Source organism: Fibrobacter sp., assembly GCF_045601785.1.
Classification (GTDB): Bacteria; Fibrobacterota; Fibrobacteria; order Fibrobacterales; family Fibrobacteraceae; genus Fibrobacter.
Genome location: NZ_JAZSAF010000075.1, coordinates 1 through 15540 on the forward strand (window position 1 = coordinate 1; position 15540 = coordinate 15540).

The window sequence follows — 15540 nt, forward strand, 5'->3', positions numbered from 1 at the left end:
GTAGGTAACCAGGTTCCATGCGCCGTTGTTCAAGGAGCCGTGGGGGCCATATTCAAAGCCCGGGTCGAAAGTCCATGCGGCTTCCGTCGGGACGGTAAAACCCTTGTGCGGGTTGGTGAGCGGGCCATCGAAACGCCTGAGGGAGTAGGTGATTCTGGAGGTGTCGCCGGGTTCACCAGCCAAACTGCTGCCGGTTCCAGTCAGACTGCTGCTGGAATTCACGCGAGAGGGATCGGCGCTACTGGATCCTATCGCTCCGCTCCAGGATGACGATGTAAGTAAAGAGCTACTAGATGAACCCTCTGTTCCCCCGGATTCGCTGGAAATCGGTGCTGGCGTCGTGCCCGCAGAACTCGACTCCTCGACCGAGGCGGCACTGCTACCGTCGTCACCGCAGGCGATGAAACTTGCGGCTAACAGTGCTGATGCTCCTAAAAGAACAAATTTTTTCATGCTCCCGTTCCCTGGTTTTAGTTGTGAAAAGTGGCGTTTCCCTAACACATCTAATATATATCTTTTCGGAAATGAGAGCTTTTGGTTGGATGCGAATATGACCGTGATTACACTCTGCCAAAGCGGCGGGTTTTGCGGAATGGCTTGTCGCCAAAGCTTCGCTCGTCGTGGTCCTTGCGGAACGGGCGATCTTCGAACTTGCCCGGCTTACGGTTCGCAAACATCTTTTCGCGGCGGGCCTTACGGTTTTCGAAAGGCTTGTCATCACCGAACTTTTTGCCGTGACGGTCGCCAAAGTCCTTGCGGCCTTCACCGCGGTGGAAACTGCGGCGGTCTTCGCGGCTGGCGCGCGGGCGGGTTCCCGGAGCGGGGCCGGTAGGCGGTTCGTCGGTCATCAAGCGGAATCTGGATTCGTTTCCGCGAATTGTCATGTCGGCCAAAATGTCGAGGACTTCCTGCGGCATGGTTTCGGGGAGTTCAACAGTGCTGAACTTGTCGAACAGTTTGATGCGCCCGATGTTGGAACTGCTGATGTTGCCTTCGCCGGCGATGGCGCCTACGATGTCTCGCGGTGTCACGTGGTCGCGGCGGCCCACGCCCAGGTAGTAGCGTAGGTAGCCTTCTTCGACGCCGTTTGCGCCTTCGTTGCGTTCCTTGCGGAGCCTGCTCTTTTCTTCGCGGTCGAGGCCAAAGTTGTCGTTGCTGCGGTCGCGGCGTTCGCCTCTTTCGCGCGGAACGTCAAGCGGCTTGAGTTCCGGGAACAGCGGCTGCTTTTTCTGCCATATCTTGATGACGGCGGCGGCGATGTCTGCGGCGGTCAGCGGTTCTGCACCTTCGGTGGTGCTTTCGCTCACCATGCTTTCGACAAGTTCCTTGAACTTGTCGAGTTCGCCGGTGGTAATCACACTCTTGATTTTGTCCTTGAAGGCGGCCACGCGCTTTGCGCTGATGATTTCTGCCGTCGGTAATTCCATCGTTTCGATCGGCTGGCGGGTCGCCTTCTCGATAATTTTCAGCATCTTCTTTTCACGCGGCGTGATAAAGAGAATGGCGTTTCCGCTGCGGCCTGCGCGGCCTGTACGGCCGATGCGGTGCACATAAGATTCGGTGACGAAGGGAATGTCGTAGTTCACCACATGCGTAATGCGGTCCACGTCGATTCCGCGGGCGGCCACGTCGGTGGCGACAACGATATCGAGCTTACCCATCTTGAGTCGGTTGATGGTGCGTTCACGCATGGATTGGGCGAGGTCGCCGTTCAGCGGGGCCACGTTGAATCCGCGGCTTTCGAGTTTTTCGGCGACTTCGGTGGTGTTCTGCTTGGTGCGCACGAAAATCAGTACACCGTCAAAATCTTCGCCTTCGAGCACGCGGGCGAGCGCTTCAATTTTGTGCTCGTTCTTTACGAGCAAGTAACGCTGACGGATGTTTTCCACCGTCGTCGTCTTACCTTCGATGCAGGCTTCTTCGTATTCGCCCAGGTGCTGTTCAATAATTTTCTTGACTTCTTTAGGCATGGTGGCGCTAAAGAGGGCGCGCTGGGCGCTTGCCGGGATTTCCTTGAGGATGGTTTCCACATCTTCCATGAATCCCATGTCGAGCATTTCGTCGGCTTCGTCGAGAACGATGGCCTTTACGCCCGAAAGTACGATGGAACCGCGCTTGATGTGGTCAATCAGGCGGCCTGGAGTGGCGACCACGATGTTCGCCTGGCGCTTGAGGGCTCGCAACTGCACGGCGATGTCCTGTCCGCCGTAAACCGGAACCACATGCACCTTCGGCATCTTGGCTGCGTACTGCTGAATTGCTTCGGCTACCTGGATCGCGAGTTCGCGAGTCGGCGTGAGCACGAGCATCGAGGTTTCGTGACCGTTAAAGTCGAGTCTCGAAAGCAGCGGGAGCGAGAATGCTGCAGTCTTTCCGGTACCGGTCTGGGCGGTGCCGAGCAGGTTTGCTCCCTGCAACAGGGCGGGAATCGCCTTCGCCTGAATGGGGGAGGGCGTCTCGTAGTTCAGCGCCTTGATGGCTTCAAGAACTTCGTCTGCAAGTCCGAGGTCTTCGAATGTGACCAGCGCTTCGTCAGCGGGTTCCGCATCTTCGGTCTGTTCATCGTCAGAATTGATGTCGGATTCTTCAGCAACAGTTTCGTTGGCCGGAGCTCTGTCAGCGGCGTCTTCCACAGCGCGTTGTTCTTCTTCGACCGGTTCGGCGCAGTCATCTTCGGGCTGTTCGACTTCGCCTTCTTCAATTTCGACCTTCGTGCCGACTTCGATGGCTGATTTCTTGCCCTTCTTGAGCACGTCGCCTTCTTCGTCCACGACCACGCCGTTCGGGTTCACCTCGAGGAATGCGGCTTCATCTGCTTCGTCTTCGTCGGCACCGCCAGCAATGGCGTTCAAGAACGCGTCTGCTTCGCGTGCAATCTTGGATTTGGGGTCAATAGATTCTTCGGGAATACGTTCTTCAGTATTCTTCGTCATAATACGCCTTCAGGACCCGTAAACTTCATCTGCGGCCCATGCCGCACTATCGAATGGTTCTTATGCCGGTTGTCCGGCTGAACCTTGAAAAGCCCCGAAGCGCACTCGCGCTTATAAACCTGAAGTTCTTTGGATCCATTTTGTTGGATTTGCGGCCAAATGTAGAAATAAGATGGCCCTTTTTAAAGGGCGTGAAATTTTTTAGTAAAAATGTATTGTTGCGGGAGGGAACCCAGCTCGGAGTGGACGCTATGCGTCCGTGGCTACGTTCAGTCATACAGGCAAGTAAACTTGCCTGTGCGACACTCACTTGCACACTTTTGCGAAGGCCGCACGGTTCCCTCCCTGCACCCTCCCTTTCCTTGGCCGACGCTTTTTCTCTCAAAACAAGAGCGGGTTTGGACTACAAGCTCATTTTATTTCACTAGGTGTCCTCCTCTCATTACGAGAGAGGGATAAGACAACAATTTCTCTCCGTTCAATTGTTGTTCTTCTATACATATTCTTCAAAATGAGAGAGGGATGGGACGATTCAGTCACTTCGTTTCCTTCATCGCCCTTCGGGTTACGGCCTTTGGCCGTAATCCTTAACTGCGCTTTGTTCGCTTCGCTCTCGCGCAGTTAATCGAACCCTCTGCGAGGGTTCTCTTCCTATTTTCAGTGAAACAAAAAGCGGAGCCATAAGGCCCCGCTTTTTGTTTCAAGGAGAGAGAGGGATTCGAACCCTCGGTCCTGTGACAGACTCCGGATTTCGAGACCGGCCCATTCGACCACTCTGGCATCTCTCCGAGGTTTGCACAATGTAGTAAAATATTTTTCGGTTGTCTACGAGCCCAAAGCCCTTCTTTTTGCGGAAACAAAAAAAAGGAACCTTTCTTTCGAAAGGTTCCTTTTATACCCCCAAGCGGTTTCGAACCGCTGTTGCGGGAATGAAAATCCCGAGTCCTGGGCCACTAGACGATAGGGGCGATTTGTGAGACCAAATATAAGAAAGTATTTTACGCTTGTAAAGGGTCCAAGTCAAAAAAAATTAAATTTTTTTTGTGCATCTGAGAATTTGGCTGAAAACTTCCCTAAAAAAAGGCGTAATGCGCTTCTTGCCGATGGCTTTGTTGGCTAGTGCAGCCGATGCGGCTGTGCTTTGGGGAATACGTGCCTTCATCGATATCGTGGGAGGCGTCGCGAAAATACCCTTGGTGGCCTGGCTCCTGGGAATGCTCCTGCTTGCCTTTGCTCGCCTAGTCTTCCTGTATTACAAGTCCAAAATATCGGAGTCTTGGCTTTACGGGGTGTCGTCACGGGTGCAGGCTTGGTTTCTGCATCGGCTACGCTCCCTGTCTCCGCGTGTGTTCCATACTGCTACGGGTGACCGCGAAGTGGAATCCGCTTACGAAGCGACGGTCGTGCTGCAGAATAACGGGGGTGTCTTTTTCCAGGCCGTGCAGGCTGTGCTGCAGCTGGCTGTTTTTTTGCCGGTGCTTTTCTATATCTCCTGGCCGCTTACCGCATTCCTTTTCGTGGTAATTGTGCCGTTGGTGGCGGTCCTTCAGCGTAAGCTCCATAAGCTTGGTCCCGCCGAAGAGACTCTGATGCGATCCCGTTCCGATTTTCGTGGCGACCTGACGCTTGCCCGAAGCCTTTTCCGCAAGTGGAGCGCCCGCGATGAACGGCGTGAAATTTCAATGGGGCTTCTGCGCGCAGTCCGGGGCATCCGCGACAATGGACTCTCTTCTTCTATCAAGAAACAGGGACTTTCCCTGTTGGCCGAGACCGTTTCGGTGGTGGCGATGGTTCTGGTGCTTGCTTTCTGTGCCTTGCTGATGGAACGTGGTTACATGGATGCTTCCGGCCTGGTGCTTTTTACCTCGGCGGTGTTGCTTTGCTACAAGCCTGTCAAGGAATGTGCCCGGGTCATGCCGCAGTTCCGTGCGGCAATGAGCGCCCTAAACGTGTTGGATTCCTTTGAACAACTGAAAACTGCATCTCGGGATGCGGTCCGGTGCGGTGGTGACGAATTGGGAGTCCTTGTTCGCGGAGGTCGCTTTCATTACGAAGAAACTCCGTCGCCTGTATTCGATGGGCTTGATATAGAGTGGTCCCGCGAAAAGCCTGTGCTTGTCCGCGGCAAGAATGGCGTGGGCAAGTCTACGCTGCTTCGCCTGCTTTCGGGGCTTGAATATTGGGAATCTGGCGAAGTAGATGTTTCTCCCCATGTTTTCTTTGTGGCGCAGGATTTGGAGCTCCCTCCCAGATGGATGCTGCTGCGGCTTCTCGAAAAATCGACGAATCCTGCTGTTGAAACCTTTATAGAAAGGTCTGGGGTGGCATCGATTCTGAAAAAGAGTGGACTATCTGGGGGTGAACGCGCGAGAATTGCGCTCCTTTGGGCGCTCGTTTCGGATTCGTCGACGGTGCTGCTGGACGAACCTTTTGCCTCGGTTGCCCTGGACGACCGCGAAAAATTGCTCGTGGCGTATCTGGACGCCGCCCAAACTCTAGGCAAATGGACCATTATTGTCAGTCACGATGTGCTTTCCTCCGAAGTTGAATGTATATTTAAAGTTGTGTGCTTTTAGCGGAGGTGTCATGGACGAACCAATTAAAAATCAGGACGAACAGATAAAGCCGGTTGAGAATGCTGTCGAACAGAGTGAAACTTCGACTGTCGAAACGGCTCCGCTTCCCGAAGAGAAACCGAAACGCGAGTTCCTTTTCCGCTATCGCGGCTGGGTTCTTGGAATTCTTTCGCTTGTGATGCTGGCGTTTGAACCGGCTGATCTCGAAATCATCATGTTCCTTGTTTTTATCAATATATTCATCTTGGCGTTTTACATGCGCGTCAAGACCCGCCGCGTCATTGGCGAACACACGCGCGGCGATATTCAAGAGGCGGATCAATTGGTGACCTGGGGGGCCTACGCCAGGTTGCGTCATCCGTTGTACGTGTCCAATGCGGCGTTTGGAATTTCGCTGATTTTTTTGCACCTAGGCGTAAGCCTGCGTGTCATTCCGTTCATCGTGGTTCTTGTCGCGTTTGAAGCTTACCTGGGTAAGCTCGATGACCGTTTCCTAGCGAAAAAGTTCGGCGACGAGTGGAAGATTTGGGCCCAGCAGACCCCTGCCTTTATTCCGCGTGAATTCCACCGAGAAGGCCCCATGCGTTCCGCTCGGGAGGCTTTTCTTGCAGACCACTTTACGTGGCTTTGGATGGTCATGATTCTTATGTTGATCGTTGTCCGTAAGATTCCGTTCATGCTATGGGATTAGATGTTGCAAAAGCGGGGCGCTTAGCAGTCGGTGCCGCTGTCGAAGTGGTGGCAAAAATTTTAAGCAAGTGTCCTGGCCTAGATAGCGAATACGGCATCGAATCTCGGCTGCGTGGCCCGTGGCCTACGGGCCCTTGTCTTTGGCTGCATGGTGCAAGCCTTGGTGAATGCCGCATGCTGATTGGGCTTGCCCGAAAACTCAAGGAAGATCTTCCCCGTTGTCCCCGTATTCTGCTTACGTCCCAAAAGGCAGAAATTGTCTCTTTTTTACAGGGGAAATGTGCGGGACTTGCTTCCGTTGCTGTTGCTCCTGCAGATTGTCCATCGGCTCTGACGGAATTTGTTCGCAGCGTTGAACCGCTAGGGTTGGTTCTTGCCGAAAACGAACTTTGGCCGGGCTACCTTTCTACCTTGTCGCGGATTTCGACCAAGAAGAATATTGCACTTGTCTCGGGCCGTTACCGCAGGTCTTTTCCCGGACTGGATTTTTCGGGGGTAGGCCTTGCCTGTATGCAGACGGTGGTTGATCTAGGGCGCTTTGCAAAGACATCCAAGGGTCGCGTTCCCTGTACGGTCGGTGGAGACTGGAAACTGCTTTCGTGGGCTCTTGGAGAAATTTCCGCTAAGGAACCCCAGGAACCGGTTGTTGATGTCGCCTTCCTTTCGTTCCATCAAGAAGAGGCGGACTCGTTCATTTGGATGGCCAAGGCCTGCATCGAAAAGGGAATGTCCGTTGTGCTTGTGCCGCGGCGCCTTTCGGAATCGGTGCAGTTCCGCAGTCAGATGAAACAGGCTGGGCTGCCCGTTGTGGACTATCCGTCGGTGCAGCGTGGATCAGTGTCCCTGGTGAGCTGCTTCGGTGCAGTTAAGGAAATCCTTGGAATGAGTCGCGCAGCCGTTGTGGGCGGTTCTTTTTCTCGCAAGCTTGGCATCCATGATTTCTGGGAGCCGCTTACTCTGGGCGTCGAAACTTTCGTCGGGCCCTATGCCAAGGGACATGAAGATTTAGTTGCGCAGCTTTGCCAGGAGAGGGCTGTGACGCAGATTCGCCGGGCCGAAGATTTTTTAAATTGCAGGCGTCCTTCGATAGCGTGTGCCCGGTTGTTCCTTGCGGGCGAAAAGAAGAAGGTCTGTGAATCCTATTCGATGTTGTTGAAATTTTTAAAGGACCTGGTCTGATGAAAAAAGTGATCCTTGCGACTCCTCGCGGTTTTTGTGCCGGCGTAGACCGCGCCATTCATGTGGTGGAACGCGCCATTGAAAAGTTTGGCACGCCCATTTATGTTCGTCACGAAATCGTGCATAACAAGTTCGTGGTCGATACGCTCAAGTCCGAAGGGGTGGTCTTCGTTGATGAACTGGACGAGGTGCCGTCGGGCTCAGTGGTGATTTTCTCGGCCCATGGTGTTGCCGAAGAAATTTATGCGGATGCGGAACGGCGTGGACTGCAGGTGCTGGACGCCAGCTGCCCGCTGGTGCTCAAGGTGCATTACAGTGCCAAACGCCACTATGCTGCCGGTCGCCATATCATATTGATTGGCCATGCGGGCCATGCCGAAGTGATTGGCACCTTGGGCCAGCTCCCGCCTGGTGCGATTACGCTGATCAAGAATGAGGAAGATGCACGCACTGTAGAAGTGCCTGCCGACAAGGAACTGGCCTACATTACTCAGACGACGCTCTCGGTGGCCGAAACCCGCAAGATTATCGATGCGCTCAAGGCTCGATTCCCCGCCATCATCGGTCCCGATGCGGGAGACCTCTGCTATGCGACGGGTAACCGCCAGGCGGCAGTCCTCGATCTCTGCTCCAAGGTGGATATGCTCCTGGTGGTGGGGGCGAAGAATTCTTCCAATTCGAGCCGTCTTATGGAGCTGGGGCTTGAACAGGGAATCAAGAGTCACCTGATTGCCTCGGTAGATGATTTGCAGCCGGAATGGTTCGAAAACATCGAATCGGTCGGAATTTCGAGTGGCGCGAGCGCTCCAGAGGTGCTCGTTCAGGGGGTGGTAGATTGGATTAAAGAAAAATTTGCCCCCGTAGAAATCGAAAATTTCGTAAAATTGGTAGAATCTACCAAGTTTAGCCTGCCAAAGGCACTGCAAGAATAACAATTTGACCTTGACGGATTGACGATTTTTTTCTAAAATTGCGTCCGTTATAAAACAACGGAGTTTATTATGAGCCGCATTTGTGAAGTTACCGGCAAGGCCGGCCTCGTGGGCAACATGGTTTCCCACTCTAACCGCAAGAAGTTGATGAAGCAGCTGCCGAACCTTCAGAAGAAGCGTTTCTACATTCCTGAAGAAGACCGCTGGGTGACGCTCCGCGTCAGCACCGCTGGCCTGCGCACGATCAACAAGCTTGGTATCCAGGCTGTTGCCGCTGAACTCGGCATCTAATTACTTGTTGCCAGGTTGAAATTTCCGCCTAACGGGGTGTATCTCTGTTAGGTGGTTTTTGGCATATAAAAAAGACCCCAGGATGCTAAGTCCTGGGTTTTCTTTTTAGGAAGCCTAGATATTTTATGCCTTGTTGATGAACTGGGGGATTCCCTTGTACTTTTCCATGTTCTTCATGATGCAGGCCATTTCCCAGTCCTTTTCCTTGAAGCGTCGGCGGAGCAGCGCCACGAACACTTCCATAAGCATCAGGCAGTCATAGACGGCGCGGTGCATCTTGTCGGATTCGATGTTCATAGAGATTTCGTCTCTGCGCTTGAACATGGCTGCCAGGATGCCGAGCTTGTGGGAACTAGCTTCGGGCAAAATCGCCTTGGATATGGCGAGGGAGTCGATGACCGGGTTGCCCGGCACGAGCTGCGGGTTGTTCTTGTAGGCGACGCGCAAAAAACTTGCGTCGAAGTTCGCGTTGTGGGCGAGCAGTATTGAGCTCTGGCCGCAAAATTCGGTGAATTTCTTGATGGCGTCTCCAACGGGGGGCGCATCCTGCACGTCTTTGTCGTAGATGTGGTTCACGGAAGATGCTTCGGCGGGAATCATCATGTTCGGCTTCACGAAGGTTTCGAGTTCGCCGAGCAGCTTGGGGACGACTTTGCCGTTCTTGGTTTCGACGGTGAACTTGACGGCGCCGATTTCGATGATTTCATCTTTCTGGTTGTTGAGACCTGTGGTTTCGAGGTCAAAGGCGACAAATTTGGGAGGCATTAAAATCACGATATGTTCCTTAGTTAATATGTCATCACCTTGGTAGTTTTGCAATTACAAAGATAGTTTAATTTCGATGTCAATTGATGTCAGCGGCAGGGGCAAAACAAAGTTATCCCAAGTTTTTAGCGTAAAATGAAGCCCATATTTGACATTTAGCCCCCAAAGGGGGCGTCCGCTAGATTTTGAAAGCCAGGGCGATCCTGGCTTGATTTCCATGGCAGGGCCATGTGGCCCGTCGAGGGCCATACCTACAAACTTTCCTTCGTTTAGGGCCTTCAGCAGGTGACGCACGTTGCTTGCCCCGTGGCTGCTAGAGCCGCGGGTCACGACATAGCCCAGGTTCTCAGCGACTGTTGCGTAAAGATTGCCGTCTTTCGATTCCGAAATCAGGGCATGTACTCCCCATTTCTTGAATGCGGCCGTTGCGGCAAGGAGGTCTTTGTGCCATGCACCAAGGACACCCGGCGCGAAATTCTCCGGAGTGGAGAGCCTGACGCGAAGGCTTTTTACCCAGAGCGAAGCGATAAAGGCTGCCAGTCTGACCTTGAGTGGTGGTTTAAGCATACATAAAAGATAAAAAAATGCAAAAAAAGGCCGGTTTGCCCTTGAAAAAGGAAATAAATTTACCTATATTGCGTTTCACTTTGGCGACGTACCCAAGTTGGTAAGGGGCGGCTCTGCAAAAGCCTTATTCATCAGTTCGAGTCTGATCGTTGCCTCTCAAAACTCCTTCTCACCTCGAGAAGGAGTTTTTTTTGCTTGCAAGGGAATATCAAAAAAAGACGGACAAAGTCCGTCTGATTTTATACTAAACCACCAGCCTACCGCCTACAGTCTACTGTCTACTGTCTACTGTCTACTGTCTACTTCCTACTGTCTACTAAACCACCGGATTTTTCCGTGAGCAACAAACGCCTCGTATTGACGAGGCGTGGTTGCGAGAGTGAGGCGAAGCTGCATGTCTATGAAGGCTATGGAGCCGAACGGACTTTCCGTGAGCAACAAACGCCTCGTATTGACGAGGCGTGGTTGCGAGAGTGAGGCTAAGTCACATGTCTATGAAGGCTATAGAGCCGAACGGACTTTTCTAGGTCTTCCACGTCCGCGCTTTATTGGAGTTCCGTCGGGCATCATGGTTGCTTCGGGGTGTCTGGCCGTAAAGAATTTTTGAATCTTCTTGGCGCGTTCTTCGGCCTTTTGCTTAGCAAGGTCTGTTGCCGACACGATGACTGCCTTGGGCTTGTCTTTGCCCTTGATTCCAAAAGATGCTTTTAGGACGCGTCCCGTCGCGGGCATAGGGATTTCGGATAGTGCGTGTGCATGAATCTTGTGCTCTGCTGCGGGTTCTGGATTTTCTGCAAACTTGTAGACCGAAAGGCTTTTGCTGCTCGGGGTGAACGCCGTGTTCAGCATGGACTGCTTTTCGTGGGGAAGCTCGCTGATGGGGGATATATGCGTAAGGTCGGCCCTGTTTTGGAAAATGGCGGCGATGCGGTCTTTTTTGGAAGGCCTTGCCGCCCCGTTTTTGCGTTTTCCGCAAAAGCTCTTCCTTGGCTTTTCGGAATTTTCGATAATTTCTTCGTCGGTCATGCCACGGAGTTCGGGGGGTACATCAATCACTTGGAGCGTAGAATTGGTTGAATTTGGATTCATAAAGGCTTTTTGGATCGTTTTTTTAGCTTGTCAAGAGTAAAATTTGTCTTTTTATTGTAAAAATGTGGAGCAAATTTAAAAAAAATGAAAAAAAATGCTTGTCAAGGTCTAGAAAAAAAATTTTTTTTGGACTATTTTTGGCATACATGCTTCGCTTTACTCAAGAAATACTACTTGCACTCCGCGCTATCTCCAATGAGGAGGAAGCGCATGAAATGTCAAAGAAGGCACGTGAACAGTTTGACTTCCTCGGAATTCGGCTTGTTCCGCGTCGCGAGGTGACCTATCCCATATTCGATAAGTATCCTCCCAAGGATGGTGACGAATTGGTGGCTAGGGTTGAGGACATGTGGGCGCAGCCGTACCGCGAAATCCAGTATGCTGCTTGTGACTACCTGTTCCGTCACAGGGCTTTGCTCGGTGGACAACACCTTGCTTTCCTAAAAAAACTAATCAAGACCCGTGCCTGGCGCGATACCGTCGATACGCTCGCTGCTTGCGTTCTGGGCGACTTGGCTCTGCGCCTCCCGGCGCTTCGTTCCAAGATTGCCTCCTGGATTCGCGACCCGAATGTCTGGGTGCGCCGCAGTGCGATTATTTTCCAGATCCAGTACAAGGACCGCACGGACTGGCCGCTTCTTAGGCAGTTCTGCCTGACTTGCGCAAAGGACGACGACTACTATATTAGAAATGGTATCGGCCGAGCCCTTTCGGAATACGCCCGAATCAACCCGACCGAAGTTCGCCGCTTTGTGCAGGACAATACCTTCGCCGAGCAGACCGCCCAGGAAATTCTCCGGCTAATCTAAGTAATAAAATCGTAAACTATTCAGGTGCCTTTTCTGCGGGGAGTTCAGAAAAGGCTTTTTTTTATGGTGTCCGAATTAGCTAAATTTGGAATATGCGTTACGGTGACATTTCTTATTTCCAGAGCGGCGTAGCCGTTCCCCTTTTTAGCCTTTACAGCAAGCAGAGCATTGGCATTGGCGAATTCCTGGACTTGATTCCGTTTGCACGGTGGGCTAAGTTCTGCGAATTCAACATCATCCAGCTCTTGCCGGTGAATGACACGGGGGCGGAATCCAGCCCCTACAGCGCTCGCAGTGCGTTCGCTCTGAACCCGGTGTTTATCAATGTGCAATCGGTCGAGGGCTCGCAGGAATACGAAGATGAAATTCAGGATGCGAAGTTCGAGTTTGAAAAGCTTGGCAAGATCGACTACTACCACATTTCGACGTGGAAGCGTTTTGTCCTCCGCAAGATTTTTGACAACCGCTACGACGAACTTAAAAAGGATAGGGATCTGCAACGCTGGATCGATGACAATGAGTGGTCAAAGCCCTATTGTATCTACTGTACCCTGAAGGCGAAGAACGAGGAATCGAGCTGGAAGGATTGGCGCGAATATCGTGACCCGTCGGCAAAGGACATCGAAAAGCTTTGGAAAAAGTTCGAGAAGGACAACCTGTTCCAGGCTTGGATGCAGTTTGAAGCCGAAAAGCAGTTCGGTGCTGCCGTCGCAGAAATTTCCAAGATGGATGTCCGCCTGAAGGGCGATATTCCGATTTTGATTAACGAAGACAGCGCGGACGTTTGGGCCGACCGTAAGTATTTCTCGCTCGACGACCGCGCGGGAGCGCCTCCTGACATGTTCAGCTACAGTGGACAGAACTGGGGTTTCCCGACCTACCGCTGGGATGTCATCGAACAGGACAACTTTGTATGGTGGCGCCGTCGTCTCGCTCAGGCAAGCAAGTTCTACCATGCCTACCGCATCGACCATGTGCTCGGTTTCTTCCGCATCTGGTCCATTCCGCAGAGCGAAGTGACGGGAATCCTTGGCTACTTCAATCCCTGCGTGCCGCTCACCTGGGATAAGCTCAGTTCCGCAGGGTTCATCCGCGAAACGCTCGAGTACCTGCGCCGCCCGAACTATGGCGTGGACCAACTCCGCGAATTCCTAGGCAATGACACCGACCGTCTCGCTCCCGTCTGCTTTACGCAACTCGAAGGCCATCCGGATCGCCTTGTGCTTAAGCCGGAGTACAGCTCCGAAAAGGCCATCCTTGCTCTTCAGGAACCGCAGGAAGTCAAGGACAAATTGCTCAAGGTCTACTGGAACCGCGTGTTCGTTCCGTCCGGAGACGAGAACACCTTCTACCCCTACTGGTACTGGTACAATGCTCCGGTGCTTTTCACGCTCCCCGAAAACGAGCAGGCGAAGCTCCGCGAAATCATCAACGAAAACGAGAACGCTCAGAACGGCCTATGGGAAGCAAACGCGACCAAACTTTTGTCGGTGCTTTCTCAGGAGACAGACATGTTGGTCTGCGCCGAAGACCTGGGCGCCGTTCCCCCTTGCGTGCCGACCGTGCTCAACAAACTCAACATTCTTTCGCTGCGTATTGAACGCTGGGCCCGCAACTGGAACGCCCCGTATTCGCCCTACTACGACATGGACGAATATCCGCGCATGTCCGTGTGCGCCACGAGCTGCCACGATACTTCGACGCTCCGTGGGCTGTGGCAGGAAGCCGACTTCGATCGTGAACTTTACTGGTCGCATGCACATCTGCCTGGCAAGGCTCCCGAAGAGATTACGCCGTCGGTGGCCCGCATCATTCTTACGCATGTGTTCTCGGCGAATAGTCTTTTCTGCATCTTGCCGGTGCAGGATTACTTAGCGCTGTCGGCAAGCCTTTCCAAGTGCGCGCCCGAAGAAGAACGTGTGAATATCCCTGGAACTGTGGGCGGCAGGAACTGGTGCTACCGCATGCCATGTTCCGTGGACGACCTGATGGACTACTCATCGCTTTGCTCCGACATCCGTATGCTCGTGGATGTGCGCAAGCGCCGCCCGATGTGGAAAATCTAGGAGGTTTGAGTTCGCTCCCCTTGCAGGGTCGCTTTGAGTTTAGTATTGTAAAAGATGTTGATATTAGGATCTCAAAGGGGCGAAGCCCCGACCTCATCACTCAAAGGGCCGTAAGGCCCGCGCTCATTACCGCTTATGTTTGCTCCTGCCTGGGTTAAAGACGCAATCTTCTATCAGATATTTCCCGACCGGTTCTGCCGTTCGGAGCGTTACCGTGCCGTAGGCAAGTTCGTCCCGTGGGGGAGCAAGCCCACTCGCGAAAACATGTTTGGCGGAAACCTCGCAGGTATCGAGGACAAGCTGGAATACATTGCGGGCCTAGGCGTCAACGCGATTTACCTGTGTCCGATTTTCAAGAGCAATTCGAACCACCGCTACCACACGGTGGACTACTTCGAGATTGACCCGGTGCTCGGTACGCTCGAAGATTTTGACCGCTTGGTCAAGAAGGCGCATAAATTAAAACTCCGTGTGATTTTGGATGGCGTGTTCAACCATTGTTCTCGCGGATTTTTTCAGTTCAATAGCCTGATGGAGCTGGGTGAGCATTCGCCGTACGTGGATTGGTTCCATGTAAAGGGCTGGCCGCTGAACGCCTATACCGATAAGCCCAATTACGAATGCTGGTGGAATTTTCCGGCGCTCCCGAAATTCAATACGGACTGCCCCGATGTGCGCGAATACCTTTTCTCGGTAGGCGAGTACTGGATGAAGCGCGGCATTGACGGCTGGCGCCTCGATGTTCCGAACGAAATCGACGACGATAGCTTTTGGCAGGAATTCCGCCGCCGCGTGAAGGCGGTAAACCCCGAAGCCTACATTGTGGGCGAAATTTGGGAAGAGCCTTCTCGCTGGCTCAAGGGCGACCAGTTCGACGGCGTGATGAATTACATGTTCCGCAAGGCGGCGATGCAGTTCCTGTTCGACGAAAATCCTATTTCGATCAAGGAATTCGGCGAGCGCTTGCAGAAGGCTTTCCCCGAGGGTCGCGGCGACATTCCCATGAACTTGCTCGGAAGCCACGATACCACGCGCCTCTTGTCGCAACCCTGCGCAAGCCTCGAACGGATCAAGCTCGCATATACGATTCTCTTCTTCTTGCCGGGGGCGCCGTGCATTTATTACGGCGAAGAACTTTCGATGAAGGGCGGCAAGGATCCTGATAACCGCCGTAGTGTTCCCTGGAGCAGGCTTTCCGAGATGCAGGCCATGCCGCTGTACGGTTTTATCAAGCAGATGATTGCACTGCGCAACAAGAATGCTGTCCTTCGCGATGGCTCGCTTGAAATCCGCTCTGCCGACAACGGTTTTGCCATCGAGCGTACCTTCGGCAAGAAAACGATGACCCTCGTTGTGCTGCAGGACGGCGCTGAATACAAGTTTAATATAGTTTAGCAGCAAGTTGAAAGCTATTGGCATGCCCAAAGGCGGAAGAAGATAAGTCGTCGAGAGGACGGTAAAGGCCGAAGGCCGTAATTTGTCCGCGAGACGAGCTGGTACACATAGAGTATAACTCAACTACGGCAACAAGTTGCCAAGTTTCGTATAGATTCTGGAGCCGTTGGGGTGTTGCAGAAACACCTTCGGCTCAGCCATAACAATTCGTGCAAGCACGATTGTCGCGGCGTTCGCCTTGCGGGGTT

12 protein-coding genes, 3 tRNA genes and 1 pseudogene are annotated in these 15540 nt (G+C 52.9%); 9 read left to right on the top strand and 7 right to left on the bottom strand.

Annotation, left to right across the window (positions count from 1 at the left end; all coding sequences use genetic code 11):
• The 4 genes and pseudogenes from ACKI61_RS11765 to ACKI61_RS11780 form a co-directional block, all read right to left on the bottom strand.
• Nucleotides 1-453 (bottom strand): annotated as a pseudogene (locus tag ACKI61_RS11765) (hypothetical protein); the annotation flags it as partial.
• 107 nt (nucleotides 454-560) lie between these two features.
• The gene (locus ACKI61_RS11770) at nucleotides 561-2933 is read right to left on the bottom strand and encodes a DEAD/DEAH box helicase (protein ID WP_407457886.1); all 2373 of its coding nucleotides are present in this window, start codon (nucleotides 2931-2933) and stop codon (nucleotides 561-563) included.
• A gap of 703 nt (nucleotides 2934-3636) precedes the next feature.
• Nucleotides 3637-3721: transfer RNA gene (locus ACKI61_RS11775), tRNA-Ser, on the bottom strand.
• A gap of 107 nt (nucleotides 3722-3828) precedes the next feature.
• A tRNA-Glu gene (locus ACKI61_RS11780) sits at nucleotides 3829-3901 on the bottom strand.
• 75 nt (nucleotides 3902-3976) lie between these two features.
• Between ACKI61_RS11780 and ACKI61_RS11785 the strand changes: the two genes are divergently transcribed.
• From ACKI61_RS11785 to rpmB, 5 genes are all read left to right on the top strand, one after another.
• The gene (locus tag ACKI61_RS11785; protein ID WP_407457887.1) at nucleotides 3977-5509 is read left to right on the top strand and encodes an ATP-binding cassette domain-containing protein; all 1533 of its coding nucleotides are present in this window, start codon (nucleotides 3977-3979) and stop codon (nucleotides 5507-5509) included.
• A 10-nt stretch (nucleotides 5510-5519) separates the two neighbouring features.
• Nucleotides 5520-6200: a methyltransferase family protein gene (locus ACKI61_RS11790; RefSeq protein ID WP_407457888.1), complete on the top strand. Its 681-nt coding sequence runs from the start codon at nucleotides 5520-5522 to the stop codon at nucleotides 6198-6200.
• Nucleotides 6191-7378 (top strand): 3-deoxy-D-manno-octulosonic acid transferase, encoded by a 1188-nt coding sequence (locus tag ACKI61_RS11795; RefSeq protein WP_407457889.1) that lies wholly within the window; start codon nucleotides 6191-6193, stop codon nucleotides 7376-7378. Before ACKI61_RS11790 ends, ACKI61_RS11795 begins: the two co-directional genes overlap by 10 nt.
• The gene (gene ispH, locus ACKI61_RS11800) at nucleotides 7378-8310 is read left to right on the top strand and encodes a 4-hydroxy-3-methylbut-2-enyl diphosphate reductase (RefSeq protein WP_407457890.1); all 933 of its coding nucleotides are present in this window, start codon (nucleotides 7378-7380) and stop codon (nucleotides 8308-8310) included. The genes ACKI61_RS11795 and ispH overlap by 1 nt, the downstream gene beginning before the upstream one ends.
• A 69-nt stretch (nucleotides 8311-8379) precedes the next feature.
• Nucleotides 8380-8601, top strand: a complete 222-nt coding sequence (gene rpmB / locus ACKI61_RS11805) for a 50S ribosomal protein L28 (RefSeq protein WP_407457891.1) — start codon at nucleotides 8380-8382, stop codon at nucleotides 8599-8601.
• A gap of 123 nt (nucleotides 8602-8724) precedes the next feature.
• Here rpmB and ACKI61_RS11810 read toward each other — a convergent pair whose 3' ends face one another.
• A complete protein-coding gene (locus ACKI61_RS11810) occupies nucleotides 8725-9366 on the bottom strand; it encodes a PolC-type DNA polymerase III (RefSeq protein WP_407457892.1) in 642 nt (213 codons plus the stop codon).
• Nucleotides 9367-9420: 54 nt separating this feature from the next.
• Nucleotides 9421-9933, bottom strand: coding sequence for a lysophospholipid acyltransferase family protein (locus ACKI61_RS11815; protein ID WP_407457893.1), 513 nt, complete (start codon nucleotides 9931-9933; stop codon nucleotides 9421-9423).
• A gap of 82 nt (nucleotides 9934-10015) precedes the next feature.
• On the opposite strand from ACKI61_RS11815, the gene ACKI61_RS11820 reads away from it, so the two are divergent.
• Nucleotides 10016-10088, top strand: a tRNA-Cys gene (locus ACKI61_RS11820).
• Between the two features lie 346 nt (nucleotides 10089-10434).
• Here ACKI61_RS11820 and ACKI61_RS11825 read toward each other — a convergent pair.
• A complete protein-coding gene (locus ACKI61_RS11825) occupies nucleotides 10435-11022 on the bottom strand; it encodes a hypothetical protein (protein ID WP_407457894.1) in 588 nt (195 codons plus the stop codon).
• Nucleotides 11023-11168: 146 nt separating this feature from the next.
• On the opposite strand from ACKI61_RS11825, the gene ACKI61_RS11830 reads away from it, so the two are divergent.
• The 3 genes from ACKI61_RS11830 (at nucleotide 11169) to ACKI61_RS11840 (ending at nucleotide 15292) form a co-directional block, all read left to right on the top strand.
• Nucleotides 11169-11831 carry a DNA alkylation repair protein gene (locus ACKI61_RS11830; protein WP_407457895.1) on the top strand — a complete coding sequence of 221 codons (663 nt, stop codon included), beginning with the start codon at nucleotides 11169-11171 and terminating at the stop codon, nucleotides 11829-11831.
• A gap of 92 nt (nucleotides 11832-11923) precedes the next feature.
• The gene (locus ACKI61_RS11835; protein ID WP_407457896.1) at nucleotides 11924-13897 is read left to right on the top strand and encodes a 4-alpha-glucanotransferase; all 1974 of its coding nucleotides are present in this window, start codon (nucleotides 11924-11926) and stop codon (nucleotides 13895-13897) included.
• Nucleotides 13898-14032: 135 nt separating this feature from the next.
• Nucleotides 14033-15292: a glycoside hydrolase family 13 protein gene (locus ACKI61_RS11840; RefSeq protein ID WP_407457897.1), complete on the top strand. Its 1260-nt coding sequence runs from the start codon at nucleotides 14033-14035 to the stop codon at nucleotides 15290-15292.
• Nucleotides 15293-15540 lie beyond the last annotated feature (248 nt).

Coding starts and splice junctions, on each gene's coding strand:
- ACKI61_RS11770 (WP_407457886.1), bottom strand. CDS start 2,933: ATGACGAAGAATACTGAAGAACGTATTCCCGAAGAATCTATTGACCCC.
- ACKI61_RS11790 (WP_407457888.1), top strand. CDS start 5,520: ATGGACGAACCAATTAAAAATCAGGACGAACAGATAAAGCCGGTTGAG.
- ACKI61_RS11795 (WP_407457889.1), top strand. CDS start 6,191: ATGGGATTAGATGTTGCAAAAGCGGGGCGCTTAGCAGTCGGTGCCGCT.
- ispH (WP_407457890.1), top strand. CDS start 7,378: ATGAAAAAAGTGATCCTTGCGACTCCTCGCGGTTTTTGTGCCGGCGTA.
- rpmB (WP_407457891.1), top strand. CDS start 8,380: ATGAGCCGCATTTGTGAAGTTACCGGCAAGGCCGGCCTCGTGGGCAAC.
- ACKI61_RS11810 (WP_407457892.1), bottom strand. CDS start 9,366: ATGCCTCCCAAATTTGTCGCCTTTGACCTCGAAACCACAGGTCTCAAC.
- ACKI61_RS11815 (WP_407457893.1), bottom strand. CDS start 9,933: ATGCTTAAACCACCACTCAAGGTCAGACTGGCAGCCTTTATCGCTTCG.
- ACKI61_RS11825 (WP_407457894.1), bottom strand. CDS start 11,022: ATGAATCCAAATTCAACCAATTCTACGCTCCAAGTGATTGATGTACCC.
- ACKI61_RS11830 (WP_407457895.1), top strand. CDS start 11,169: ATGCTTCGCTTTACTCAAGAAATACTACTTGCACTCCGCGCTATCTCC.
- ACKI61_RS11835 (WP_407457896.1), top strand. CDS start 11,924: ATGCGTTACGGTGACATTTCTTATTTCCAGAGCGGCGTAGCCGTTCCC.
- ACKI61_RS11840 (WP_407457897.1), top strand. CDS start 14,033: ATGTTTGCTCCTGCCTGGGTTAAAGACGCAATCTTCTATCAGATATTT.